The sequence below is a fragment of the Sphingobacterium sp. LZ7M1 genome (assembly GCF_024296865.1).
In the GTDB taxonomy this organism is placed as follows: domain Bacteria; phylum Bacteroidota; class Bacteroidia; order Sphingobacteriales; family Sphingobacteriaceae; genus Sphingobacterium.
The window spans coordinates 4,098,349-4,124,039 of the sequence record NZ_CP101134.1 but is presented as its reverse complement, the minus strand read 5'-3'; the positions used below and the strand labels follow the sequence as shown (position 1 = coordinate 4,124,039).

19 protein-coding genes are annotated in these 25,691 nt (G+C 40.0%); 11 read left to right on the top strand and 8 right to left on the bottom strand.

What is annotated here, in order from left to right; translation table 11 throughout:
* Positions 1-331: 331 nt before the first annotated feature.
* Positions 332-3,463: a DUF6493 family protein gene (locus tag NMK93_RS17705; protein ID WP_254528896.1), complete on the top strand. Its 3,132-nt coding sequence runs from the start codon at positions 332-334 to the stop codon at positions 3,461-3,463.
* Positions 3,464-3,466: 3 nt separating this feature from the next.
* Complete coding sequence (locus NMK93_RS17700) at positions 3,467-4,804, top strand: SWIM zinc finger family protein (RefSeq protein ID WP_254528897.1); 1,338 nt, start codon at positions 3,467-3,469, stop codon at positions 4,802-4,804.
* Position 4,805: 1 nt separating this feature from the next.
* Here the strand turns inward: NMK93_RS17700 and NMK93_RS17695 are convergent, their stop codons facing one another.
* The 3 genes from NMK93_RS17695 to NMK93_RS17690 form a co-directional block, all read right to left on the bottom strand.
* Positions 4,806-5,201, bottom strand: coding sequence for a type II toxin-antitoxin system HigA family antitoxin (locus NMK93_RS17695; RefSeq protein ID WP_254528899.1), 396 nt, complete (start codon positions 5,199-5,201; stop codon positions 4,806-4,808).
* Positions 5,173-5,262 (bottom strand): hypothetical protein, encoded by a 90-nt coding sequence (locus tag NMK93_RS19830; protein ID WP_368041482.1) that lies wholly within the window; start codon positions 5,260-5,262, stop codon positions 5,173-5,175. Before NMK93_RS19830 ends, NMK93_RS17695 begins: the two co-directional genes overlap by 29 nt.
* A gap of 251 nt (positions 5,263-5,513) precedes the next feature.
* The gene (locus NMK93_RS17690; protein ID WP_254528901.1) at positions 5,514-6,404 is read right to left on the bottom strand and encodes a VCBS repeat-containing protein; all 891 of its coding nucleotides are present in this window, start codon (positions 6,402-6,404) and stop codon (positions 5,514-5,516) included.
* Between the two features lie 514 nt (positions 6,405-6,918).
* Here NMK93_RS17690 and NMK93_RS17685 point away from each other — a divergent pair.
* Together NMK93_RS17685 and NMK93_RS17680 are read left to right on the top strand one after the other, a co-directional pair.
* Positions 6,919-7,470 (top strand): hypothetical protein, encoded by a 552-nt coding sequence (locus tag NMK93_RS17685; RefSeq protein WP_254528903.1) that lies wholly within the window; start codon positions 6,919-6,921, stop codon positions 7,468-7,470.
* Between the two features lies 1 nt (position 7,471).
* Complete coding sequence (locus NMK93_RS17680; protein WP_254528904.1) at positions 7,472-8,086, top strand: OmpA family protein; 615 nt, start codon at positions 7,472-7,474, stop codon at positions 8,084-8,086.
* 56 nt (positions 8,087-8,142) lie between these two features.
* Here NMK93_RS17680 and NMK93_RS17675 read toward each other — a convergent pair whose 3' ends face one another.
* Positions 8,143-9,633, bottom strand: coding sequence for a SusD/RagB family nutrient-binding outer membrane lipoprotein (locus NMK93_RS17675; RefSeq protein ID WP_254528905.1), 1,491 nt, complete (start codon positions 9,631-9,633; stop codon positions 8,143-8,145).
* A 3-nt stretch (positions 9,634-9,636) separates the two neighbouring features.
* Positions 9,637-12,858, bottom strand: a complete 3,222-nt coding sequence (locus NMK93_RS17670; RefSeq protein WP_254528906.1) for a SusC/RagA family TonB-linked outer membrane protein — start codon at positions 12,856-12,858, stop codon at positions 9,637-9,639.
* Between the two features lie 288 nt (positions 12,859-13,146).
* Here NMK93_RS17670 and NMK93_RS17665 point away from each other — a divergent pair, with 288 nt between their 5' ends.
* The 6 genes from NMK93_RS17665 to NMK93_RS17640 all read left to right on the top strand — a co-directional run bounded on the left by NMK93_RS17665 (position 13,147) and on the right by NMK93_RS17640 (position 20,087).
* Positions 13,147-13,635: a porin family protein gene (locus NMK93_RS17665; RefSeq protein ID WP_254528907.1), complete on the top strand. Its 489-nt coding sequence runs from the start codon at positions 13,147-13,149 to the stop codon at positions 13,633-13,635.
* Positions 13,636-13,834: 199 nt separating this feature from the next.
* The gene (locus NMK93_RS17660) at positions 13,835-14,254 is read left to right on the top strand and encodes a hypothetical protein (RefSeq protein WP_254528908.1); all 420 of its coding nucleotides are present in this window, start codon (positions 13,835-13,837) and stop codon (positions 14,252-14,254) included.
* Positions 14,255-14,310: 56 nt separating this feature from the next.
* Entirely contained in the window at positions 14,311-15,381 is a 1,071-nt protein-coding gene (locus NMK93_RS17655; RefSeq protein WP_254528909.1) for a hypothetical protein, read from the top strand.
* A 37-nt stretch (positions 15,382-15,418) separates the two neighbouring features.
* Positions 15,419-15,973: a GNAT family N-acetyltransferase gene (locus NMK93_RS17650; RefSeq protein ID WP_254528911.1), complete on the top strand. Its 555-nt coding sequence runs from the start codon at positions 15,419-15,421 to the stop codon at positions 15,971-15,973.
* 285 nt (positions 15,974-16,258) lie between these two features.
* A complete protein-coding gene (locus NMK93_RS17645) occupies positions 16,259-18,451 on the top strand; it encodes a GH92 family glycosyl hydrolase (RefSeq protein WP_254771286.1) in 2,193 nt (730 codons plus the stop codon).
* 121 nt (positions 18,452-18,572) lie between these two features.
* A complete protein-coding gene (locus NMK93_RS17640) occupies positions 18,573-20,087 on the top strand; it encodes a sulfatase-like hydrolase/transferase (protein ID WP_254528915.1) in 1,515 nt (504 codons plus the stop codon).
* Positions 20,088-20,301: 214 nt separating this feature from the next.
* On the opposite strand, the gene NMK93_RS17635 is transcribed toward NMK93_RS17640, so the two are convergent.
* From NMK93_RS17635 to NMK93_RS17625, 3 genes are read right to left on the bottom strand one after another with little or no spacing between them, the layout of a single operon-like run.
* Positions 20,302-22,170, bottom strand: coding sequence for a M1 family metallopeptidase (locus NMK93_RS17635; RefSeq protein WP_185213074.1), 1,869 nt, complete (start codon positions 22,168-22,170; stop codon positions 20,302-20,304).
* A 41-nt stretch (positions 22,171-22,211) separates the two neighbouring features.
* Positions 22,212-22,640, bottom strand: coding sequence for a hypothetical protein (locus NMK93_RS17630; RefSeq protein WP_254528916.1), 429 nt, complete (start codon positions 22,638-22,640; stop codon positions 22,212-22,214).
* A 2-nt stretch (positions 22,641-22,642) separates the two neighbouring features.
* Positions 22,643-24,028 (bottom strand): WG repeat-containing protein, encoded by a 1,386-nt coding sequence (locus NMK93_RS17625; protein WP_254528917.1) that lies wholly within the window; start codon positions 24,026-24,028, stop codon positions 22,643-22,645.
* Between the two features lie 128 nt (positions 24,029-24,156).
* On the opposite strand from NMK93_RS17625, the gene NMK93_RS17620 reads away from it, so the two are divergent.
* Entirely contained in the window at positions 24,157-25,680 is a 1,524-nt protein-coding gene (locus tag NMK93_RS17620) for a sulfatase (protein ID WP_254528918.1), read from the top strand.
* The last annotated feature ends 11 nt before the right edge of the window (positions 25,681-25,691 follow it).

The window sequence follows — 25,691 nt, the reverse complement described above, 5'->3', positions numbered from 1 at the left end:
TTTGCTTATCAGGAAGATAAGCAGATGAAAGATTCTTTTCATCCAAAATATTCAGAAAGGGGTTTAAGTGTTGTTATTGCAAGTTACATGCGCGGAAATATCCTATTTGTAAAAGGAAAGAAGCGATAAGGGCTTTCCATTGATTTTTGTCCATGATTTATATAAATCATGCAGCTATTGATTTTTTATTTATTCCTAAATTATTTTCTTCGTTTTGAAGAAAGGGAATGGATTTTTCTTTTAATTTTATAGTAACTGCACTTTCTGGAAAAAAATGGAAATATCATCATCTTATTCCGTATTTTAAATCTTAACTAATAACAAGTAATCTATGTTCAAGCATCTTAAATATATTGACGGCAATTCAGATAAGTTTTGGGAAATTGAAACCTCAGGGGCTAGCCATACTGTTACCTACGGTAGAAATGGAACGGATGGGCAATCGAAGACCAAGTCCTTTGATTCTGAAGAAGCTTGTTTAAAAGATGCGGAGAAGTTAATCAATGAGAAGACCAAAAAGGGCTATTCAGAAGATGGGACTGTAAACCTGGAAAAACAGCTGTCCAAGGATGGTAAGCCAGCCGTGAAATCTGCTAATCAGCAACAGAAAGAGGAATTGATCAATGAGTTCAGAGATTTGGTTAAAAGAGCAAATGTAGATGGAATCGTCCCTTTCTTGGAAAAGCATGCAAGTGGGAATTTAGAGTTGCTCAGGAAGGAATTAAAGGATATAAAAAAGTACTATATGACCTATGTGGATCTAGCTAAAGAGCCTCAGTTCAGATCTCAGAATTCTGGTGATTGGGGGTATCGGGCAAATAGGATCCAACAGTTCGTCATTAAACTCCTTGCTCTAGGGCTGGTAAACCAAACTGAAGCTAACTCCTGGTTTGAGCTGGTGGAGTTGTTGAATGAAGCCAAAAATCCTAAGATGCTGCGGGTTTTGGAATATGCGAAGCCGACCTGGATAGTTGAATTCTTATTGACACAGATTAAAAGGAACAATTGGATAAATGTGAAATATTGGAATTTAAGGATGTATGAGGAGAAGGGGTTAGTTTCATTTAACCCTGAGCTCTATGCCTTGACAATCCCTGACTTTTATGAAAATTATCCTTCCGATATCAATGAAGAAATGTTGGAGGAGTTTTGTTCTGATCCGATCGTTTTGCAACGCGATATCCCTTTGGTATTTGAATATGAAACCGGTATTCAAGGGATTAACTATAATTATGACCATAAAACCGGAACCAGTATTTCTCTTTGGAAAACAATCTTTGAGAAGTTGGTAAAGGATGGAAAGTACAGTAAGGAGTTCGTTCTGAATGGTGCCCTAGAGGTGCAGACAAAAAATTGGAACCCTAACCTGAAGACCTTTTTTAGGGAGCTGATCGTGAACATAAAACCTGAAGATGATCTGTTGTTGAAAGAGCAACATGCAATCTTTCCTTTGTTTCATGCAGAGCAAACCGGTTCTATCAATTTTGCCATAAATATCCTTAAACCCTTATTAGATCATAAAGATTTTGATATCCAGGAATTCCTGACTTGGATTGAACCTGTTTTTATGCGTGTCGATATGAAAGGGGGCGTGAAGACCATGATCATTCAATTGGATAAATTGTTGAAGAACAAGCCTGAGCTCAGTGATCGGATTTCGGCAATGGTCGCGGATACCTTTATGATTCCTGACCTTCAATTGCAGGAGCGTGCCACTAAGTTTCTGTTGAAACATCAGAAGAATGTATCTGTAACTGTTCAGGAAAAACTATCGATGTACAGTACACAGATGTTAGGGGCTACATCTAATGATCTTAAGGAGTTAATAGGAGAAGAAGCTAACTATTATTCTGAAGATGATATCCTAGCTAGCTTGGCGGGTGAGGACCATGAAAACTACAAATATGATCCAGTGGCGGTAGAAAAGTTGGTTGAAGAAATCAAGGTTCCATCTGACTGGAATGATATCCTGTTTCTGTTAGGGCAGTTTATCCATAGTAAGGATCATTTGGATATGGAAATCTTTTTGAATGCATGGACCTTACATTTAAAGGATTTTCCAGAAGATTATAAAAAACAATTGGAGCCGTATATCAATAAATTGAAGAATACCTATGAGGATAGTGCTTTCATTGGAATATTTTCTGAGGTTTTTATTAATTATTTCCATCGACCGGCTAAAAACTACATATTCAATAACAACTATTATTCTAAAAGTAAGACGGTCATGTTATTGAATCTCTTATTGGTAACTCTTCAAAACCGATGGAGATCTGGAACGGCATTGCCTCTTCTGTCATTGCCGACGCATAAGCCATATTGGATCGATCCATCTGTCTTATTAGATAGAATCCTTTTGTATGAAGAAATGCGGGAAGACATCAATATCGTGGACCTGAGTATTGCACTGAGCCGTACCGTTCGTGAAAATTTGCCTGATGTTGAAGGCAAGATTGATAGGCTGGAGCATGAACAACTAAGGGAAATCCTTCGATTTGCCTTAGGCTTTGATAAACAGATGTCTCTAGCTAAAAAGAATTGGTTTTCTAAATTGATGGGTAAAACGGAAGGGGAGGATGATTGGATAGGATTATGGGCGACCGTGGCTAGGACGCATTATCCTGATGCAGTTTTTGAGGAATTTGATGCAACGGTCTTAAAGGCGGCCCCTTTTGCCGTAAAACCCTTTGAAATGGAGATTAAGGTTGAGCCGTATATTGTGCAACAAATGAATTGGAGGATCAATAAAAAGGAAGATGTTTTTATCGGGAACCAATTGCAATATGCCTTTCCGCCTAATGGAAAGTTCCCAGAAACCTTTTTATATGCATTGGATTTATTCAATCGCGTAAATGATCAATATTACTCCAGTTATATTCATGCTTTGGATGTGCCTTTTGTGTGCAGTGTAACGCCTCAAAATACGGAAGCTACCTGTATGTTTTATACCGTTCAACATAATCTCATGGCTGAATGGAGTGATAAATCAAGCAAACCGCTCTTGGAACAAATGTTTTATCCTTTCTTCAAAATGAATGAATATGCCATTTGGTATTTAGCAACAAACTTTTATAACAAGGATAAAGCGGTCCGAGCAACTGTTGTAGAGTTGTTGATTCAGCTGATCGAACAAAATAGATTACCAACGGAAGCACTAGGGAAAAAGCTTATGCTACTATTGAATAGTGATTATGGACCGATAGGTCGAATGGCGGAAATATTAGAACAATGCAAGGATATTTCTTCTAAACACAATCAAGCAATCCTGCAAACACTGAGTAATGCCTTTGAAGATGTAGTGATAAAGGATAAAATGCCCACCAATTTTAAGAAATTAGTGGAGCTGTTCTATGATCTTCAACATAAGTGCAATTGGCAGCTGAGTGAAAAACTGAAGGAGTCGATGCAGAAATTGGAAGGATATAAATCCCTTCAACCAATCTTAAAGAAAATATTGAAATAGATTATGGCAAATGTAGATCTAGATATTGCGTATCAAACGAATTCAGTTTTGACCCAGAAGTCGGGAATTCAACAATTGGTACTGTCGCACCAAGCGGAGCTTAAGGAAGTAAATGATGTTCCTTGTTTCTTTTGGGGTAGTTTGACAGATCCGCTAACTACCTCTAAATGCTTAATGACCCTTTCCAAAGTGGTTAGGTCCAGTTTTGGACCTATTCCCCCAAGTCTTCGTGATCCTATTGTTTCTGCCGGTACGGATCAGATCCGCTTTGAGGGTTTCTCCTCCTGTAATGGGGTTTATGCCCGCTTAGACCTATTAGAAGAAGCCATTGACGGTGAATTCCTAGCTAGCGGTACCACGAATGTGGATTTTAACGAACCTATGTTGAATGCATTGAATGCTGTTAGGAAAACAGAGAAGATGGTCCTAGGGGTAGGCAGTAAGGAAGTCTCCATCAGTACAAATAAGGGGAAGGTAGTTGAGAAGAAAGTTCGATTGCCAGAACGTTGGATAAAGGGATTGACCTCGGTGCAGTTGTATTTGGCTGGTATGGAGGAGAAATTTAGACTGAACAAGGTTCAGGTCATCCAATTGTTCCAAGCTATTCCCAAAGGGAATGTGAAAGGTGAGTTTTTTCTTACCAAACGTGCTAATCGATTTGTGCTAAGTCCGCTTGCCAGCCCTGATTCGGTTCGAATTGGCGGTGTTCAACGGTTGAGGCTCCTGGAAGGTATATTGCCGTACATCGATAGTATGGTAGTCTATCAAGAGCAAGGCGCTGAGAGCTGTTCAGTTGTCGCTGATTTTAAGAACATGCGATTGACCCTGTCACTGTCGCCTGATAATTATAGGGGCTTTTCGGGAGAAGGGAATGTATTGGAGAATATGGTGCAATCCGTTCCTGATGAATGGGTTTTAGGGATAAACTCGTTGTTGAAATCCAATGAGCTTTTTGACCCTACAATGCTATCAATTGAACATGATGTAGATTTTGGAACGATGGATAGCTTAACTGCCTCGCTCTCCTCCATTGGTCTTTTGGGATATGACCTGAATAGCCATCAGCATTACTATAGGAGACTGCCCTTTAAGTTGGAGAGAATTCTTTCCTTGAACCCTAGGTTGAAAAACGCCAAGAAGTTACTGGAGCATTCAAGTGTTCAAATTGTGAAATCTTCCGAGAACTATATTGAAGCCAGGGTAGAGGGCTCAGGAGTTCAGCATACAGTCATCATACAAAATGAACAGGGTAGATGTACCTGTGATTGGTTTACAAATCACCAAGGGAAACGCGGTGTCTGTAAGCATATATTGGCTGTGAAGATGTTGAATAATGGGTAGTTTATTTATCTGATACTAAATCATATTCTTTGATTAGTAAATCTGCCGGAATATGTAATTCTTTGGAAAATACTCTTATGTAATTTAAAGAAAGAGGCCTCTTATAATTTAATATTTTGCTGATTAAGCCTTTATTGGTCACCTGAAGATCCTTTTGTTTTAGTCCAAATTCTTTCATTCTGATTTTGATTAATTCAATAGGGTCAATATCATCAAAATGGTAATTCGACTCCTCATAATCAGAGATCAATTTTACCAGTAGTTTCTTTTCTTTATTTTCAGTAGTACCCGGTTTAGAGTGTTTCAATTCCTCAAAACGCGCTATCGCTCTATCGTATTCCGTTTCATTCTCTAAAATATACCACATTCTATACCTCCTTGGCATTAATTTTTTCATATTCACTGTGGGTTCCAATAAATCGAATGTCCACGTATTTTTCTAAAAAATCTACTTCAATAATTAATCTATACTTATTTCCTACAATCTTAATCTAGCTCTGTTTGTAGGAATGATTTTGGCCTTGGGGAAATCTTCAAGAACATCTGCAGATTTTGTCCAATTGGCTAATTTTACAATTGCAACCCATGTGTTAATGGATTTTGAGCTGTCAGCATGCTTTCTTTTGAAGTCGTGTAACTTCTTTAATTTCAATTATCATGCATTGTAAAAATAGCAATAAGTTGTCGATTTGACAACTTAATAGCCTGCCTATTTCCTACCTTCATTATAGAAAATATACAGTCCATCCTTCCCGGCGACTATCACATCTTTTCTGCCTGAGTTTCTGAGGTCTGTCACTGAAAAATAAATCCCTGCACCTTTTCCTTGATCCAACGGTCCATAGCTAATGATGTTTTTCGTAAAGGACTCGCCATTCCATTTGAAATAATATAATCCCACAGGATCATTTGCACCCGGATCTTTTCCATTGTGTGCTCTATATCGTTTTCCGCTGATGAGTTCTTCTTCTCCGTCGCCATCAATGTCTACCCATTCCATGCTATGGTATTGTGAATTGTTCAGGTCAATAGGGTGTTCTATCCACTCTCGCTTACCATTTGAAGCAACTTTTTGTTCATACCAATGAAGGCCGTAGGAATGCCCTTGTCCGACGATAAGGTCGTTTTTTCCATCCTTGTTGATGTCCAGCACCAATACGGGGATGCTCGCATCTCCAAAATCAAATTCCCGATGTAGCGTCCATTTCCCTTTAGGGTCTGCAGGAGCCTCATGCCAACCATTGTTAACAATGATATCCATCCGTTTGTCGCCATTTACATCTCCAAAGCCCATTCCATGCCCTTGCGTTGGGGCAACATCGATCTTACTGAATTTTCCAGTTCCTTTGCCATTGGCGTCGGTAATCAGCTTATAGTACTTCAAGGGATGTCCAGGATTGTTTGGGATAATTTCAAGGTTGCCATCACCATCAAGGTCAAAACCTCTAGCGGTTTCAATATTGCCGGTAGAATCAATGCTATGTTTCTTCCAGGCTGTATTGTCTCCAGGGTTCTCCATCCAATATAGTGTTCCCGCAAACCAACCCCCGGTGATATAGTCCATTTTTCCATCTCCATTGACATCCATTTGGATATGCATAAACTCATCCCAATATTCGTCGACACGCTTACCTCAGCAATAAAATGTCTTTGCACATAATCTGGCCCCTCATACCAAAAAGCCCCGGAGACCAAATCTGGCTTTCCATCTCCGTTGACATCGAACACCCCCACAGATTCATAGGTCTCCGATGAAACCTTCACTTTCTTAAAATGAACTGGTCCGACAGGGTTGGCCTTTTTCTGGTCCTGGCCAGAGGCGGATAGAATAAATCCTAAGCTAAAAATGGTTAAGAGGGTTAGTCGCATAATTTCAAGTTAAGAAACTAGCATAATTAATCCATCATGTAGTGTCATGGTTTTTTAAGATTGGTCTATTGAGGTCGCGGTTAAACCTCTATTTAATAGAGGGTAGCAAGGTCTTCCTTTCCTCAAAGGAAGACCAAAAGACCATTTGTTTTATTCCTGAAAAATCAAATAATTTATCCTTTGGTATAAAAATTGATTTGTGATTTACAACACCAACTATAAATTACATTTAAAAAGAACTCACTATGAATTACAAATTAATTATTGCCATGGGAATGGGAGTGCTATTAATGGCTTCATGTTCCAACTCGAACCAAGATAAATCCAACGAACAGAATGATAAGGATACCGTTGTTCAGGTTGTCCCAGAAACCAAAGTGGTCGTTGAGGAAGTAGAAAAAACTGATCCAGCACAAACTGCGCCTGCTGCCATAGCGTCCAAACAAGTTAATGATGGAACCTTGAGCGTTACGAAGGCTAGTATCGTCGGCAGCATCCTAAATGTTGAGTTAAGATTAGACAACACAGATAAAAAGGTAATAAACATCAACTTTCCTGGAGAAAACATTTATTACATCGATGATGCCACGGCTAAAAAGAACAGTCTGTTAAAGGATGACGCCGGTAAATTCATGTTCACTCCAACCAAGGAAGAAGGTAAAAAGCTTTGGTATTTAGGTTCAGATAAGATGGTATTGATAAACTTAAAGTTTGCTGTTCCTTCTCCAGAGACCAATACCATTAGTTTGACCCTTAGTGATTACGGTAGCTTTGATGCCCTGCCAATAACCAGGTAATATGAGAAAAATAGAAATATTATATGCCTTATCTTTCTTGGTTCTCGCCGCATCCTGTAATTCGGAAACAAAGAAAGAAGAGCCTAAAAACTCTACCGAATTGATTGCAACGGAGGGTTCCATTGAAGATAATGTCGAAGCTGGAGATACCTTGCGGGCAACTCGCGAGACGGTTAATCCTGGGAACAACACTTTGACAGCAACTGGGAGTGGCCTCAGCGCTGAACAGAGCAACCTCAATGTAGAGGCTCAGCTCGCCGCTGATCAGCTCTTTGATTTCAATAAATCGACACTGAAGCCTGAAGCTGAAGAGATGTTAACCCAGCTTGCTGCAAATCTTGAATCAATGGGTGATGAAAGCGTAAGGATAACCGGACACACAGATTCCAAAGGGGACAACAACTATAATAAAAAACTCTCCTTAGCTAGAGCCAATGCGGTCAAGGATTGGTTGGTCAATAAAGGATTGAAAAACCAGATCATTACCGAAGGAAAAGGTGAGGAGGAGCCCATTGCTGAAAATACCACGAGCGATGGAAAAGATAATGAAGAAGGTAGAGCCAAGAACCGACGGGTGGAGGTGAAATACCTAGGTACACAAAGTATCAGTAAGTAAAATAAAGAAAGGCCGGAAATCAGATCTCCGGCCTTTTCTATGATTAATTTAGAGTATTATTTTAACCACCAAGGTTTTGCTGTAATCACATCCGATCCAGAAAACTGACTGGCTATTGCTGCAGCTACGTTGGTTGCATTGGAATTGTATTCCGCTTGAGGGTACATCCATCTATATGCATAGTGGTTGGGGTTAGCTTTTGCAAAACTTGGATACCCAGTTCTCAAATGGTCATAATATGCAGACCAGCTTCCTTGATGGAAAGAACGAAGGTATTTCTGCATCAAGATACGCTCTATCTTCTGTTCCACTGTGCTTACTGAAGATAGCTTTACGGAGCTTTGAGCCAAGTAGTTTGCAGCAATGGCTTCATTTACATAACCTCTAAGTCCTTTCGCATAGGTTTCATAGAACTTGAACCCAGCCTTTACACCTTCGTTATAGTAATTGTCGGCATTGCCAGAGATCCATCCTCTCACGGCGGCTTCAGCTAAGATTAACTGTTGCTCACTATAGCCCAACAATACCGATGGTTCGTTGGTGGGGTCTTTCGTAAAGCGATCGGCAACCTTTGAAACATTACCATTAGTCGCTTTCTTGTTAACTTCATCATAAGGTCTGATCGGGTTACCTCCTTCGTATGCCGTGAAATCGTTAACTGCCTTACCAGCTTTAGCGGCATTTGGAGTCCTAGTGAACAACACGAATAAACGAGCATCTTTCAGGTCCTGCAATCTTTTGATATAGGTTGAATCCACATACATGCCCGAACCATAGCTACTTGAGTTGAACTCAGGATAACGGTTTCCGATCTGATCTAAGTACACTAATTTGGCGTCATCAGAACCCGAAGTGAACAAAGGTTCACTGCTTACGATCTGACTGAACTTAGCCTTCGGAGCAATATCGCCATCTGCTTCTTTCGGAGACAAGGTCATCAAAATCTTCAATCTGAAAGCATTTACCAATTTACGCCATTGAGAAGCCGTTCCTCCATAGATAATATCTCCACCGATCCTGTTCTCAATTTTTGAAAGCAAGGTGTTAGCTTCTTCCAGCTCTTTTAAAATCCCTACTAATACATCCTTTTGGCTATCGTATTTCGGGGTATAGTTATTCTCTTTCTCACCTTTCAATGCTTCCGAATACGGAACATCACCAAAAGTCATCGTCAGGTTAAAGAAATAATAGGCTCTGAAGAATTTCCCCAAGGCAATATAGTCTTGCAGATTTCTCTTTTCTGCTTCTTCGATCATTTTGGTAACATCGCGAAGCTGGCCATAGGCATCAAAGTCGCCACGTTGCCATACATAGATCTGATTGGAGTTTTCACCATCAGTCTGCACAATCATTTTTAGGGCATATAAAGGCCCCGTGCCTTTAAATGCATTGAACGCCTGCCACTGTATTTTTGTGAGCAAAAACTGTGGGTGAGTTGTAGACGATTCGTTGGGGTTGATATTGATCTCTTCCAATTTTCGGCAGGAAGAATTCAAGCTCACAAACAGAGCAAGAAATCCCAATATGATGATATGTTTGATTTTCATTGTTTAGAATTTAAAGTTTAAGGATGCCCCAATGTAGCGTGCGGAAGGATCTTGCAGGTTGTTGTCATCACCATAGTCAGGATCCAAGAACGGAATGTTTTGCCACATCAATAGGTTGTAACCGAATACCGTTGCATTGATTGACTTCACCTTTGAGGTTTTGATGAATTTATTGAGGTCATAGCCTACCGATAAGCGGCGTAATTTTACAAATGAACGATCAAAGGTATTCGCAAAGAATTTGCTCTCATCTTCAGTTACCCTTGCTTGGTAAGGGTAGATCTGACTCCAAGTTTGCCAGCTCACTGCCTGTGTGTTTTTCTCGTAGGTACGCGTATCGGAAACAACGTTTCCATTTACATCCCTTACCAGTTCACCACCCGTTACGATTACACCTTCAGGGACATAAACATATTTTCCAGCAGTATATTCTGCATCTCTATATTTGGTTGAAGATGGATGCTTACCACCCCACCACATTTTCTCGTGGGTAACGGAATTGATCAGACCGCCAATGGACCCATCAATATCTAGATTCAATGAAAATCCATGAAGATTGAATCTGTTCTGGAAACCAAATCTCCAATTGGGATCAAGGTGTCCTACGTTTTTGGCATAACTATCACGGATAGGCATTCTTGTGTCATTGTTCAAGATAACTTGACCATCAGCTGATTTCTGCCAAATCGTTGCATAATAGGCATCAGCACGGTCGCCTACCATATAGTTTCCGAATTTCTCAGAACCATGTATCGCAGCGAATTTTTTCACCTGTCTGCTCCAGTTTACCGAGAAGTCCCAGCTGAAGTTCTCGTTCTTGATCGGATAGATGTTCAACATTAACTCTAGACCCTGCGTCCTGAAATCCAATACATTGGATTTTCTCAACGGGAATCCAGAGGCCTGTGAGATCGCTAGATCCCGAATCTGGAATTCATCATAAACATTATAGTAGGTCGCTTCTGCACTTACTTTATTGTTCAAGAAAGATAGCGCCAAACCAGCCTCGAAAGCGGTCGACTGTTCCGGCAAAATAGCAGGATTTGAAAGTACGTCTCTATAGGATACAGATGGAGTAGATCCATAGGTCAAGTTCTTTCCATAGGTCAAATAGGTACTATATGGATCCAAGTCGTTGGATACCTGTGCTAAGGATGAATATACTTTCAGGTAGTCGATTCCAGCCGGCAGTTTAAAGTAATCCGATAGGATGGAACTCAATGATACTGCAGGGTAGAAGTATGAATTGTTTCCTTGTGGCAAGGATGAAGACCAGTCATTTCTTCCAGAGAAGTTGATGTAAGTCGATTTAAATAAATCTACGTTCACCGATCCATATACCGAGCGGGTTACCTTTTCAGAATTGAAGGTTGTAGCGGAAGCCGGACCTTGCGTATTGGCCAAACTGTAAAGGTTTGGAACGATCAAACCATCTGTTGCTAAATAAGAATTGTTCAATGAACGTTGATAAACCGAAGAACCCGCATTGACGCTGATCCCAAAGTTTTCGCCAAATTCCTCATGGTAAGTTGCCAGAACGTCTGCATCAAAATCAATTCTCTTGTTATTCCAAACTTTATAGTCACCATTTCTCGAATCACTATAGTTCATGTACGATTTCGGACTTTGCATGTTTTCAAATGAAGAATTCTGTCTTGCCGAAGCACGTCCCTGAACCGTAAAGTTTGGTGATACCTGCCAGTTCAAGGTAGATTGACCTTGTAGTACATCACGGTTATGTTGTTGGTTTAGCTCGTTGGCTGCAAAATATGGGTTGTTGTACCAAGCATAGTTATAGTTCGCTTGGCGGAATCCTTCCTGACCGGGAACATAATAGTGCTGACTTAAATCCTTACCGTTTACATCATTACCCATCCATAACAAGATCGTATACATGTGGTTTTTCGGTCCATAACCATATCTCGGATAGTTTGGAGAATAAACCTTGTTATACGATAGATTCACGTCCAATTTTAAAGATGGATTGAACATGTAGGAGGTATTCATGGTCGCGCCACCAGATTGTAACTGCGAATTAGGAACCTGACCTTGTTGGATAGCATATTTACCGGTAAAGAATACGGCGGCTTTTTGTCCCTTGTAAGCAATACTTACGTTATTATCATTGACAAAACCTGTTCTCAGGAAATCTTGAAGGTTATTATGGCTCACAAAATCCATCGGTACACGCTCATATAATGAACGGTCGTCATAGATGGTACCTTTCACATCGCCCCACCATGGAATGATTTCGCCAGTCTGTTTATTTTTGATTGGGCTGTTCCATTGCGGTACTTTCACACCGGCGTTCAGCTTTGGTCCCCAGGTCATATCTCCATCCGAGATACCACCGTCGGCACCATCCCAAAATTCATATTTACCATTCGATCCCGAACCGTATTCAGTCTGTGTTTCAGGGAATACCGTGAAACCTGCCGTCATCATGTTCGTTGTCGTGAAGCTTACTTCCAATCCATCTTCCTTCGCTGTCTTGGTGGTGATCAAGATCGCCCCATCTCTACCTCTAGATCCATATAGGGTAGAAGCTGCGGTACCTTTCAGTACGTTGATATTGGCAATGTTCTCGCTTGGAACATCAAAGAAGTCGGTTTCCACCACGATACCATCGATGACGATAATCGGGTTCTTCCCACGAAGGGAGAAATTAGGTTTTTGGAAAATACCTGTAGGATTGGTTACCGTCAATCCGGCAACCTGTCCTGAAAGGGCATTTCCGATATTCATGGTTTTAGATTGATCCAACACCTCCGTTTTCACTTCCTGTGTTGCATAACCTAACTTACGTTTCTGTTGTTTGATACCGATTGCCGTTACTACGACCTCTTCCAATGCCGATTCATCCTTCAACATCGTGATATTGATCGGAGATCCTGAATAGGTAATGGTTTGAGTAACATAACCGAGAGAGGTAAATTCTAATACATCCCCTTGTTTAGCGTCAATTTGGAATGAACCATCTAGTTTGCTTGCAGTACTTAGCTTGTTGGTTAGGTTTCGGATTGTGGTACCAACTAATACTTCGTTGGCTTCGTTTTTTATCTTACCAGTGGCTTGGGTCTGGAAGGATAAGCTGGTGGGAGTTTCATGGAAATGGGCTTCATCAATGCTACTTGCCGAAGCGGATTTTCCAATGAGTGCACAGCATAAGAGGGCATAGCCAATTTTGCTGTATTTCCGAAAATTTCGGACGGTTAATAAATCCATAAATAATATTTAGATTAATAATAGAACCCCTGTTCCATTTATTTCTGCAAAAAAAGCAAAGCTATTTTAAGGGAGTTTTAAATAAATGTTAAATTATTAGTTATAATTTATTAATTAATTGTGAACTAAAAACAGGCATGGCTAACATTTTCTTTAAATAAAAAATATTAATCAATAGTTGTTTAAACATGTAGTTTTTGAGGGGTCCCCAAGGGCTGAGAAATTCTCAAATGATGGAACGATTTTTGAAACCTGCCTGAAAAAATCAATCACATAAAACTATTTCAAATGAAAAAATTAGTATTTGCTGCATCCATTTTAATGTTAAGTTTTGGCGCTAAAGCGCAGAGCCCAGGTCAATTCAAGATCGGAGCTAACATTGGACTTCCAGTTGGCGATGTTGCTGATGTTTCCTCATTTACAGCCGGTGTTGATGCGGCGTACCTATGGAACGTTGGCGAGAAGTTCCAGGTAGGTCCTACCGTTGGATTCCAGAACTATTTCTTGAAGTCGGACTATAAAGATGCGGGCTTTACAGATTTCAACTACATCCCTTTGGCTGCGTCTGGACAATATTCTATCGTTCCTGAATTCTTCATCGGAGCCGATCTGGGGTATGCACTGACTACTTCAGGTGGTGAAGATGCTGGAGGTTTCTACTATATGCCGAAAATTGGTTACCAACAACAGAAATGGGAACTTTTCGGCGGTTACCGTGCCGTAAATAATGATGTCAATTTCGGAGCTATTAACCTTGGTTTTAACTTCAAGTTTTAATAATTAGACATTTGTGGAAAGCCGGTAAAACCTTGGGTTTTGCCGGCTTTCTTATTGCCCAAACCTTCCTCCACAGCACTGCAATCACCCGCAGAATCTCAACAATAACCTTATTATATTATTGTTAACTTATTGCTATTCCTGAAAATATTAATAAATTTAGTCTATATTTTATCCAAACTTATTAACACTAGATACTATGAGTAATATCAAAGAGAGAGTACTATTGATTGCCGAATCAAAGGGGATACACAAAGTCGAGTTTTTTAAAGGATTGGGTCTTTCCTATGCAAATTTTAAGGGCGTACAAAAAAACTCCGCCCTAGGCTCCGATGCAATAGCCACTATTCTATCTAGCTATGCCGATATTTCTCCTGAATGGTTAGTCTCTGGTGCCGGCGAGATGTTGAGAGAGGATAATCATCAACTTCATGAAGTCGCCATTACCCTTCCTTCTAAAATCGATAAACCTATCGATAATGGTACCTTGTCCGCTGCCCTGGAAAAAGTAATCAGCGCTCAACAGTCTACCATTCAATCACAAGAAATAACCATTGCAGCCTTAACGGCAAGGATTGACCAATTGGAAAAAAAGAAGAAAAACAAGAAAAAACGTTAATGCATTTTCAATAAAAGTTCTTTCACAGAAAGCTGGTTTTTTCTTATCTTTTCTGTATGAAACTGCTATTAATTTTATGTGCTTTCCTGCTTCCTAATATCCTTTTTGCGCAAGTCAGTAGAAACCTAAAGGCATTCTACAATGCTGATTCTACCTTGGTCGGCTATCAAGATCGGCAAGGAAAAGTTATTGTTCCACTCTCCCTACAAGCTGTCAGTAGGATCCCAAGTTCTTTTGACAATATCATTTCGGTAACAGAGGTCAACGATCAGGAAGAATTTCGTTCTTATTTCCTGACCAAGACCGGAAGAAAGGTTGGCAATGACAGCCTCTACTATTTCGACAATGTTCCGGATTGCGAGAGTGAAGGCTTTATCCGTTTCTATGATCAAGCAAATGACCTGGTAGGCATGCTTAATGCCGAAGGCGAAATTCAAATTCCTGCTATCTATAATGGCTTAGGACGTGTCAAAAATGGAATGATCCCTGCCTTAAAGGGTGCCCAAAGAAAAAGGGATAGTCCTGATGACGAACATTCCTATTTTGTGGGCGGAAAAAGTATGTTGATCGATACGAATAATCAGGTCCTTATTGAGGATTTCCCATACAATGATAACCTGAATTTTTACCAAGTGAGTATCAATGGCTCTTTACCTGAAGATAGGGCATGGGAAAAATTTAAGGGGAAAAATGGTAATACTTATGCCTTTATGGACTATGTAAAAGAGTTTGAACAGCTTTTTCCTAAATTATTTTCCAATGAAATAACAAAAGAACAATTGATCTCCCATTCCTATGACAGCATCGCCTATTGGCATGAGGACCAAAATCAATGGGTATTTGAGGAAAGTCCTAAATACATCAACCGTCAAGGTGATATATTAAAGGAACTGTTCGAGTCTGTTATCAGCGGATCGAAAAAATACGATATCTCTAAATCCAGCTTAAATTATTTCATATTTGAAGGCGAATCCTATAGTAAGTATCTCGATCAATGTGGTGATTCATTAGATGCAAAGTATCCGGTCATATCCCTGTCTTTGTACGACGAATTCCCATATGTATCAAAGACATTTGAGTTTCTCCGGACGGATGAGGGATACAAGCTCATCCTCGTCAATTTTTAGATTAATTTTTATCTTAGGGCAAAATATTATTTTAACAATGATTATTAGAAGAGGATTAAAGCAGGATTCGGAACAAATAGCAAGTTATTTATTGTTGGCCATGGAAGAGATTGCCTACCGTTTTATTGGAAAAAGAGACCAGCAGCAAGCCTTGCATTTTTTGACAGAATTGGTAAGACAAGAAGGCAACCAATATTCCTATAATAATAATTGGGTCATCGAAGAGGCCGGAGAAGTTGTGGCAACTGCCCTCATTTATGACGGTTCAAAATTGCATGAATTAAGAAAGCCGGTTGCACAGTATGTAGAAACCCAATTCCAACGTGATTTCAACCCTGAAGACGAAACACAAGCAGGCGAATTCTATATTGATTGCATCGGGGTCAATCCCAATCAACAGGGTAAAGGTTTGGGATCGAAAATTATTGAATTCCTGATCGGGGAATATGTTACGAAGAATAAAACGGTATTAGGCTTATTGGTCGATGATGATAACCCGAAAGCTAAAAAACTATATGAACGTCTAGGCTTCCAAGTGGTCGGCGAAAAATGGTTGATGGGAAAACATCTGGAACATATGCAGATTAAATAATCGCTTAAAAATACTGGAAACGCCCATGCCCTCGCATAGGCGTTTTTTTATGGGTTATTATTCCCTAAATTATTAGCTAAAACCTTTTTACTACCTATCTTTTTTGTAATTTTTTTTATTAAATTTGATAGTGGACCTGTTGTAAACCAATCAATCTAATGCTTATTTCGAAGTCGGTATAACAGTAAACGGTGTTTTTTCAGATTACATTACTAGATCACTATGTTCAAGAGTCAAATTCCGCGAATTGGGAAAATTTGGAGCAAAGGGAAGAGCTTTGCAGCCATGGCAATGATTTTTATCTCTGCAACCCAAGCCCAGGCCCAAAAGTCAGAGGTAGATTATGTCAATCCTTATATGGGAAATATTTCCCACCTGTTGGTGCCAACTTACCCAACCGTTCATTTACCAAATTCCCTGTTACGTGTCTATCCTGAAAGGGCTGACTATACCTCGGATCGCATCAAAGGCCTTCCTTTGATCGTCACCAGTCACCGCGGAAGCTCTGCCTTTAACCTGAGCCCAATTGTCTCGGGAACCCGAGGTTTAAAACCGGTATTGAACTATAGCTATGATCAGGAAATCATCAATCCATATAGCTATTCCGTTTATTTGGATGAGGATAATATTCAGGTTGACTTTGCTGTTTCCCATCAGGCCGCAATCTATGAATTGGGCTTTGAAAAAACAGGGCAGCCACAACTGATCTTTAATTCTCGCAAGGGCGATGTGAAATGGGATGGAAACGGTGTATCTGGAAGTCAGGATATCGGGAACAATACAAAGGTCTATATCTATGCAGAATTTGACCAAAAACCTACCGAAGTTGGTAGCTTAAACAATGGTCAGGTCAGCAAGTCCACTGAAGCCTCAGGCGATCAGGCGAATTTAGTCTTGACATTCCCAACAGCGGCTAAGACTTTAAAAGTTCGTTATGGTATTTCCTTTATCGATGCAGCTCAGGCTAAAGCAAACCTAAACCGTGAAATCAAGAACTTCGATTTGGAAAAAGTGAAGACAGATGGAAAAGCAACCTGGAATAAGGCCCTTGGTAAATTGAAGGTGGAAGGGAAAAATGAAAATGATAAGAACATTTTTTATACTTCCCTTTACAGAACCTTTGAAAGACCAGTCAATATTTCTGAAGATGGTCGCTACTTCAGTGCCTTTGACGGCAAGGTCCATTCAGATGAGGGAGTCCCATTCTTTACAGATGACTGGATTTGGGATTCATATCGTGCCCACCATCCTCTCAATGTCTTGATCGATACCAAGAAGGAAGGCAATATCCTGCAATCATTCGTTCGCATGTCAGAACAGATGCCTAACTTCTGGTTGCCTACTTTCCCTGAGATCACTGGCGATAGTCGCAGAATGAACTCCAACCACGGGGTAGCGGCACTCTTAGATGCTTACGAGAAAGGTGTCCGTTCATTCAATGTTGAAGAAGCTTACCGAGCTGCAAAAGGTGCTATTACAGAAAAGACTTTGGCTCCATGGTCAGGTAAACCTGCTGGTAAGATGGATCAATTTTTCTTTGAAAAAGGTTATATCCCAGCTCTGCATCCTGGTGAAAAGGAAACCTATCCAGAGGTACATAGTTTCGAGCGCCGTCAACCAGTGGCCGTTACTTTAGGTACTTCGTATGACCTTTGGTGTTTGGCGCAACTGGCTAAACATTTAGGTAAGACAGAAGACTATGAGAAATTTATGAAACAGTCTTTCAATTATAGGAACCTATTCAACCAAGAAACAAAATTCTTCCACCCTAAAGATGAGAAAGGGAAATTCTTGGAACCATTCGATTATGTGTTTTCAGGAGGCCAAGGCGCTAGGGAATATTATGGAGAGAACAATGCTTGGATCTATCGTTGGGATGTTCAGCACAATATCCCTGATTTGATCAATCTGATGGGAGGAAATGAACAATTCGTCAACTATCTGGATGAAATGTTTGTACAGCCTTTAGGCAAGTCCAAATTTGATTTTTACCAGCAATTACCGGATCACACCGGAAACGTTGGGCAGTTTTCCATGGCAAACGAACCATCTCTACATATCCCTTACTTGTACAATTATGCTGGTCAACCTTGGAAGACCCAAAAGAGAATCAAGACCTTGATCAAGCAATGGTTCCGCAATGACCTCATGGGGGTTCCAGGAGATGAAGATGGAGGTGGACTTTCCTCTTTTGTCGTGTTCTCCCAACTGGGTTTCTATCCGGTTACTCCAGGCTCTGGAATGTATAGCATCGGTTCGCCATTCTTTGAAAAGGCAGTCATCCAATTGGAAAACGGAAAGACCTTTACGGTCATTGCAAAAAATGCTTCGGATAGATTTAAATATATACAGTCTGCTAAATTAAATGGCAAAATCTTAAATAAAGCCGAGATCTCCCATAAAGATATTTTAAATGGTGGAGTCCTAGAATTCGTCATGGGCGAAAAAGCCAATAGAAACTGGGGTACCGGTAATTAATACACAATTAGAAAAAACTGAAAGGCTGCCTCATCACGGGCAGCCTTCATTATTTCCCCCCTTTTCTGCTCATTTCAATAAAATCTGTATATTCGGGTATATTCTAAACCCAATCATTTCTATGAAAATCCTTTATTTAAAGCTTAACCAAGCTTTATTCTTGCTATTATTCCTCCCTTTATTGAGTTTCGGCCAACAGAAACCGAATGTAGTCATGATCTATGCAGATGACTTAGGCTATGGAGATTTGAGCATCTATGGGGCAACGAAAATCAAAACCCCCAATATTGATGCACTAGCTAATCAGGGCATCCGGTTTACCAATGGACATTCCTCTGCTGCAACCTGTACACCTTCTAGATATTCCCTGATGACAGGCAAATATCCATTCCGAAAAACCGGAACAGGGGTATTGCCCGGGGATGCTGCCCTGATTATCGATCAGGGGCAGATGACCTTGCCAGAGCTCTTTAGACAACAGGGCTATGAAACAGCAATAATCGGGAAATGGCATTTAGGATTAGGCTCTCAGGTTGAAAAGAACTGGAATGAAAGTATAAAACCAGGACCATTGGAAGTAGGCTACAATTACTCCTATATCTTCCCTGCGACGGCAGATCGTGTCCCAACCGTTTTCTTGGAAGGGCATCGCGTGGTAGGGGTGGATCCAAATGATCCCATTGAGGTTTCCTATAAACAGAAGATCGGAAACGAACCGACAGGGCTTGAAAATCCGGAACTATTAAAAATGAAAGCTAGTCCCAACCATGGACATAACCAAACCATTATCAATGGAATTGGAAGGATAGGCTGGATGACTGGCGGCCTGCAGGCCAGATGGGTGGATGAGGAAGTAACCATGACTTTTGCCGATAAGACCATTCAATATATCCGTGAAAATGCCAGGAAACCATTCTTCTTGAGCTACCATGCTACCGAACCTCATGTCCCAAGAATGCCTTCTACCATGTTCAAGGGGAAGAGTGGCTTAGGTTACAGAGGCGATGCGATCCTACAATTGGACCATACCGTAGGCGAGATAGTCCAAGCTTTAAAGGATAAGGGGATCTATGAAAACACGATCATTATCTTTACCAGTGATAATGGGGCCGTATTGGACGACGGCTATGTAGACGGAGCAGTGACCCAGCTGAATGGACATAATCCATTTGGTCCATACAGAGGAGGTAAATATTCGGCTTTTGAAGGAGGTACCCGTGTTCCCTTTATTATCAGCTGGCCAAAAGGCATCAAGAAACAGCAGGTGTCAGACGCTTTAGTCTGTCAGATGGATCTTCTTTCCAGTTTTGCCAATTTCTTTAAAAAACCGTTGTCCAATCAAGACGAATTGGATAGTGAGAATATCTGGAATGCATTTATCGGGAATGATAAAAAAGGAAGGGAATTCCTTGTTCAATCTGCAGGAACCTTCTCTATTACAAAAGAAAATTTGAAATACATCAAGCCTAGCAAGGGGAGAGCTTTCAATGAACTGACCGGAACTGAACTGGGCAATCATCCCGAAGATCAATTATATGATCTGTCAAAAGATCCGGGAGAAAAAGATAATATCGCTAAACAAAATCCAAAAGCAGTCGCAGAGTTAAAGGAACTGTTGGAAAAAGTACTGAAATAATATTTGTTGAGCCTGAAGTTCAAAAATTTTGGCATGGGCTTCGAGATTCGTTTTAGTCTTGTTCGAGACATATTCGGAAAATTCGGAATGTGTCTCGAATGAGACTAAAACAAGGTCAAAGAAAAGTTACTAATAAACTGACCATGGAAATTAAGTAAAAAGGCTGTTCCCCATCATGGGGAACAGCCTTTTTACTTGCTAGATTTTTTAATATTTATAAACCGTAGGCATTGTCATCGTAGTTGATGTCAGCAAGCCTTTGAGTAGGGTCAATCCAAGCTTTTTTCACTTTCTTGGTAACTGGCACTGAATAAGTTGGTTTTGTCCAGAACCAATCCGTAAGGACCGTGCGCTTTACACCTTGGTAAATATCATATTGCTCAGCCGGTTTTTCACCGCGCATTTCACGTAATGGGATGTAGAAAAGTTCCTTGCTTCCATCTTCATATTCTACCAATAGGTCGATAGGCATAGCCAAGTTCGATTTATTTTGGATTTCAATGCTGTTTTCAGAAACATTGGCAATGGCATAGTCAATTGTTCTCGTAGTATTGATAAACAAGTTGAAATACCATTTCAAATTGATTCCAGAGGTCTCTTCCGCTACCCTTTTAAAGTCATTAGGAGTTGGGTGTTTGAATTTCCAGATATCATAGAAATTTAAGAAGGTCTTTTGCAAGTTTTGCTTTCCAATGATATAGCCCATTTGTTCTGCCAATACTCCACCTTTACTATAGGCTTCAATGCTATAGGCAAAGTTGGTATTGTAATAGTCTGCTAATAGACTCATTGGTTCCTCTTTTCCAGATTTAGCCAAGCGATAGTAAGAATTATAAGCTGAACCGATAGGGTTAAGTGCTCTTGCTTTTGGTTTTTCAAACAGTTCAGTGTATGCCAGTTCTTCAATATAACTGGTGAAACCTTCATCCATCCATTCATCGACTGTTTCATTCACACCAAACAACTGTTGGTACCAAGAGTGCGCTGCTTCATGGAAGATAACGCCAACCAATCCCTTCAGGTTTCTCCCACCTGTGATCAAGGTTGCTGTTCCATATTCCATTCCACCATCACCACCTTGTACGATCGAGTAGGTTTTCCAAGGATAGGCACCGAAGTTCTCACTGGTAAAATCAAAGAATTCCGTAGCTAATCCTAATGCTGTTTTCCAATTATCCTTAACCTCTTGGTCTGTAGGTAGGTAAATCGTATAGATAGTAGTTCCTAATTTTGTTTTGGCAGAATCCACTTCAAATTTAGGATCTGCTGCCCAAGCAAAATCATGGATATTCTCGGCTTTATAATGCCAAGAAGCCTTATTGTTTTTGGTTTTGATCTTGGCATTTTTTACATAGCCCTTTACTTCAGCAGGGTTCTGTAATTTTCCAGAAGAACCGATCACATAATCTTTGTTGATATGGATGGTAACATCGAAATTTCCGAAAGGGGCAATAAATTCACGACCAATGTATTCGTCCAGGTGCCAGCCGAACTCATCGAATTGGGCCATTTTAGGATACCATTGGGTCATGGAGAATGCTACACCTTCTTTTGAATTACGACCGCTTCTGCGGATCTGTTCAGGCACCTGAGCTTGCCATGTCAAGTCAAACTCTACCGTACTGCCATCTTTGATCGCTGTAGGCAAGGTTACCTCGAGGATGGTGCCATCTTCTTTGAAGGTTACATCCGTACCATTGTATTTTACCGATTTGATTTTTTGAAATCCGATCTGATCTGGTGACAGGGCAGAAATACGGCTTTGACGAACAGGTTGTTCTTTAGTACCAACATTGGTTACCATCCTTGCATCCGGGTCAGGAATGGTTTTCAAACGCTCATCCATCATGCTTCCAGGTTGGAAGGCATTGAAATAGAGGTGAAAGTAGACCTTGCTCAATTCTTGTCCAGAATTATTGCTGTATTTCAGGTTCATCTTACCATCGTATTGGAATGTCTTTTCGTTGACATCAATATCCATGGTATAATCGACTTTCTGATCCCAATACGTTTTGCGCTGTGCAAAGGATGTTAGGGAACAAAGAGCCAAGACTAGTAAGCCAAGAGTGTTTTTTAGATTCATAATGCCAAATATATAAAATTTAACATTTGAAAATGACAGGCTTATCCGATGACGATTTCGATTCCGAGGTCTTTGATTGTTTGGATCAATTGATCGAATTGATCATTGCTGGCAAAAATCTTGTTTCTCCAGATCCGTACGGTGCTCATTTTTCCCTTTTTATGAAAGGCTAAAAGGTTTCCTCCGGATCGGATATGGTTCTTGAGATAGGTGATTTCTGCGATGGGGATCTGGATTTCCTGGCCAAACTTGGTAATGTTAATGTTACTCTTATCGATTACCCAAGTAGAGTTCTGTTTGCTGAAACGGACCGCTGCCCACATGATGGCAGGGATAAAGAACAATAGGATCAAGATCTTATAGATTTCTTGTAGGGTGCTAAGTGATAAAAAATACCCAACCACAAAAAGGGAGCCTAGCAATATCCAGATAAATCTCCCTCGATGTAGGGTGTTGATTTGATAAGTCATGTTTAGGGGTTGTTAATGAATTTTCCTTTGGTATTGATGACCCTTTCTTCGGATTCACCATTTTTTAAAACGATAGCCTTTCCATTTTCAAAAGGATTTATATAGCTATATTCCAAAGGAAGAATAGTATCACCTTTTGAATTAATCAATCCGAAGTTTTCGCTATCTTTTGATATGATGAATAAGTCATCCTCATTGGATAATCCTAAATAGTAATTTCCTGAAGTAATCAGTTTATTGCCTTCAATTTGAAATATTTCGTATAGTCCATCCTTTTCTGAAACATAGTATTTGTTGTCATTACTTAAGATGACGTTCTCTCCTAAGGGCAATACGATATTACCTTTTTGATCTGCAAGTCCAAACTTTAGCGAAGTCATTACAATGGTGTAATTCGCTGAGAAAGGAGTGATATATTCAAATTCATTGTTCCAGATTTTATTTCCTTTTGCATCCATCACACTCATCATTCCTTCCAATGAGAAAAGATAAGTATTAAGAACGGGGTCATACTGGATATTATCAAATTTGAATTCAGTCAGGTTCTTACCGTTAGCATCGATCAATCCTGCAAAGTTTCCTTCGTCTACTGCCACAGCTATTCCATTGTTAAATGGTGCTATTGTCAAATAATTCGGTTGGGTGATGATTTCGCCATTTGGATTTTTTAAGCCAAATAAAAAACTTGTTGAATCGTAATATGCGGTCATTCCATCGCCTAGATCCATTTCCGTTAATTCTTCATCGGAATAATCTGAAGGGACTTCAAAGAAATTATCGGGAACCTGGGTTTTTGATATTTCCATCACCTGATACGCAGCACCTAACGCATTTACCCTCAGAGCTAGACCCGGTATTTTATCCAGGTATTGGTATTTACCCCAAAAAATTGCAGGTATCTTATCCGTATACCATACCTCAACTATTTCAGGTTCCCCTGCATTAGATTCATCCTGTAATTCTAAAATTGCCAATTTACTGGGAAATCCAGCGATCATTTCCGTCTTTTCAGAATCTAAGTTTACTCGCAGATTAAATTCACTCTCGGGAGCATATTCTTCCTTGGAAAAACTTTTTGCTAATGAATCTAAAAAAAATAGGGTTTTGTTTTTTGTATCTCTGAGTTGTAAAGTGGGTTCAAAGTACAGGTTATGGATTTTGTTTTGATGCTCACTGACCCATGCCTCCATCAGTGGTTTACCTTCCATTTCAGACAATAGAGTTAGAAACAATTCTAATTCTTCACTTTCACCTTGTCCCAATTCCTTGATGTTGGACTTGAAAGACTCATCTAAGGAGATGGTATAAATGATTTTATAAACTTCTTGTTGGGCAAGAGCAAACTGGAAAAGAAGAGTTGATACAATGAGGGAAAAAAGCTTTTTCATGTAATGAAATTATTACGCAAAAGTCCTCATTTTTATTGATTCTGCAAATTACTGAAAGCAATATTTTACAGTATTTCTGGATTTATTTAAATCAATAATATTTAACCTTGAATTTGTATATTTAATGTATGATTAGATTATCTACCTACCTGCTTTTTTTCGTTTTCGGAATAAATGTGCTTTTTGCTCAGAAGGCTCCAAATATCGTGATCATTATATCCGATGACCATTCTTTCCAGACCATTTCTTCATACGGCTCCAAGATTGGCAGTACGCCCAATATTGATCGTATTGCTCAGGAAGGCTTACTTTTCAACCGCGCCTATGTGAACAATTCCCTATGTGGGCCAAGCCGTGCAAGTTTGTTGACGGGGAAATACAGTCATAAAAATGGTTACCGGGAAAATGAAAAGTCCCATTTTGAGCATAGCCAGAATTCCTTTGTCAAAGAGCTCAGAAAGGCAGGGTATACAACTTCATGGATTGGAAAACAGCATTTAGGGGATACTTTGGAAGGGTTTGATTACTTTGATGTACTGCTAAACCAAGGGCATTATTTCAATCCTGACTTCAAGAACCAAAAAGGGGAATTGACCAGGGAGAAGGGTTATGTGTCGGATATTGTAACCGAAAAGGCATTGAACTGGATGGGGTCCTTGGATGGAGAAAAGCCATTCTGTTTGATACTAGGTCATAAAGCAACCCATAGGGAATGGGATCCAGACCCACAGGATTTTGGAAAGAATGACCATAAGAAATTCCCATTACCAGATAATTTCTATGATGATTACAAGGGAAGAGAGGCTGCTAAGATCCAGGAAATGCAGATCAGCAAGGATATCAAATTAGATTACGACCTAAAGCTATTTAAAACCGAAGAGGATTGGATGAAAGAGTCCAATTTCAGGAGAATGGATGAGTCCGATCGTGAGAAATACAGACAATATTATGCGAAGGTAAAAGCCGATTATGCGAGTCAGGATTTTTCGGATCCAAAGAAATTGGCAGAATGGAAATTCCAACGGTATATGACCGATTACCTGAATACTGCTGAATCAATGGACAGAAATATAGGAAAGGTATTGGATTACCTGGATGAGCATCACCTGACCGAGAATACGATTGTGATCTATATGTCCGATCAAGGGTTCTACATGGGCGAACACGGATGGTTTGACAAACGCTTTATGTATGAGGAATCCTTCCGTACGCCAATGATGATGCGCTTCCCTAAAGAAATCAAAAAGTCCAGGAAGGTCAACGATCTTTTGATGACCGTGGATATTGCGCCTACGATGTTGGATTTGGCAGGGGTGCCGATTCCAGAAGATATTCAAGGGGAATCTTTCAGTGCGATCGTGCATGGTAAAAAAGGGGATAGAAAACAATTATACTACCATTATTATGAGGATGGAATCCATAATGTTTCTCCGCATTTTGGTGTGAGTGACGGACAATATAAATTAATCCGTTTCTATAATAAAGTCAATTCTTGGGAGCTCTATGATATGCGCAAGGATCCAAAAGAAATGGAGAATCTCTACAATAATCCTAACTATACTGAGAAACAAGCGGAAATGATGAAAAAGTTAAAAGATGAAATCCAGAAACAGGATGATTCGGAAGCAATGCTTATATTTGAAGCTTCCTAAACTTTTAGAAT

Excerpts from the sequence above, each read along its gene's own strand:
- NMK93_RS17705 (WP_254528896.1), top strand. The coding sequence starts at position 332 with ATGTTCAAGCATCTTAAATATATTGACGGCAATTCAGATAAGTTTTGG.
- NMK93_RS17700 (WP_254528897.1), top strand. The coding sequence starts at position 3,467 with ATGGCAAATGTAGATCTAGATATTGCGTATCAAACGAATTCAGTTTTG.
- NMK93_RS17695 (WP_254528899.1), bottom strand. The coding sequence starts at position 5,201 with ATGAAAAAATTAATGCCAAGGAGGTATAGAATGTGGTATATTTTAGAG.
- NMK93_RS17690 (WP_254528901.1), bottom strand. The coding sequence starts at position 6,404 with ATGCATATCCAAATGGATGTCAATGGAGATGGAAAAATGGACTATATC.
- NMK93_RS17685 (WP_254528903.1), top strand. The coding sequence starts at position 6,919 with ATGAATTACAAATTAATTATTGCCATGGGAATGGGAGTGCTATTAATG.
- NMK93_RS17680 (WP_254528904.1), top strand. The coding sequence starts at position 7,472 with ATGAGAAAAATAGAAATATTATATGCCTTATCTTTCTTGGTTCTCGCC.
- NMK93_RS17675 (WP_254528905.1), bottom strand. The coding sequence starts at position 9,633 with ATGAAAATCAAACATATCATCATATTGGGATTTCTTGCTCTGTTTGTG.
- NMK93_RS17670 (WP_254528906.1), bottom strand. The coding sequence starts at position 12,858 with ATGGATTTATTAACCGTCCGAAATTTTCGGAAATACAGCAAAATTGGC.
- NMK93_RS17665 (WP_254528907.1), top strand. The coding sequence starts at position 13,147 with ATGAAAAAATTAGTATTTGCTGCATCCATTTTAATGTTAAGTTTTGGC.
- NMK93_RS17660 (WP_254528908.1), top strand. The coding sequence starts at position 13,835 with ATGAGTAATATCAAAGAGAGAGTACTATTGATTGCCGAATCAAAGGGG.
- NMK93_RS17655 (WP_254528909.1), top strand. The coding sequence starts at position 14,311 with ATGAAACTGCTATTAATTTTATGTGCTTTCCTGCTTCCTAATATCCTT.
- NMK93_RS17650 (WP_254528911.1), top strand. The coding sequence starts at position 15,419 with ATGATTATTAGAAGAGGATTAAAGCAGGATTCGGAACAAATAGCAAGT.
- NMK93_RS17645 (WP_254771286.1), top strand. The coding sequence starts at position 16,259 with ATGGCAATGATTTTTATCTCTGCAACCCAAGCCCAGGCCCAAAAGTCA.
- NMK93_RS17640 (WP_254528915.1), top strand. The coding sequence starts at position 18,573 with ATGAAAATCCTTTATTTAAAGCTTAACCAAGCTTTATTCTTGCTATTA.
- NMK93_RS17635 (WP_185213074.1), bottom strand. The coding sequence starts at position 22,170 with ATGAATCTAAAAAACACTCTTGGCTTACTAGTCTTGGCTCTTTGTTCC.
- NMK93_RS17630 (WP_254528916.1), bottom strand. The coding sequence starts at position 22,640 with ATGACTTATCAAATCAACACCCTACATCGAGGGAGATTTATCTGGATA.
- NMK93_RS17625 (WP_254528917.1), bottom strand. The coding sequence starts at position 24,028 with ATGAAAAAGCTTTTTTCCCTCATTGTATCAACTCTTCTTTTCCAGTTT.
- NMK93_RS17620 (WP_254528918.1), top strand. The coding sequence starts at position 24,157 with ATGATTAGATTATCTACCTACCTGCTTTTTTTCGTTTTCGGAATAAAT.